The sequence below is a fragment of the Alkalihalophilus lindianensis genome (assembly GCF_032843265.1).
In the GTDB taxonomy this organism is placed as follows: Bacteria; Bacillota; Bacilli; order Bacillales; family Bacillaceae_D; genus Alkalihalophilus; species Alkalihalophilus lindianensis.
Genome location: NZ_JAWJBA010001110.1, coordinates 1 through 232, shown reverse-complemented (window position 1 = coordinate 232; position 232 = coordinate 1). Strand labels below are relative to the sequence as shown.

Genomic DNA, 232 nt, shown 5'->3' with positions numbered 1-232 from the left:
CTGATGAAACTCGATAGCCTGTATGCAATGGAGTTTTACCGGTTTTTAAGAAAGGAAAACTTTAAGGATAAAGTGCTTATTTTGACACTGGAGCAAATCCGTATTTTCTTTAATGTGGTGGGTAAATACGACGATATTAAGGATTTAAAAGCCCGTGTGATTGACATTGCTGTTGACCAGATCAATGCCCACACAGACATTATGGTCAATTATGAAAATGTCAGAACGGGAC

The 232-nt window shown here is 37.9% G+C and carries 1 protein-coding gene; it reads left to right on the top strand.

Going from position 1 to position 232, the window contains the following annotated elements; all coding sequences use genetic code 11:
- Window positions 1-232 (top strand): replication initiation protein (locus RYX56_RS25540; protein WP_317124543.1); only part of this gene is annotated, 232 nt, incomplete at both ends.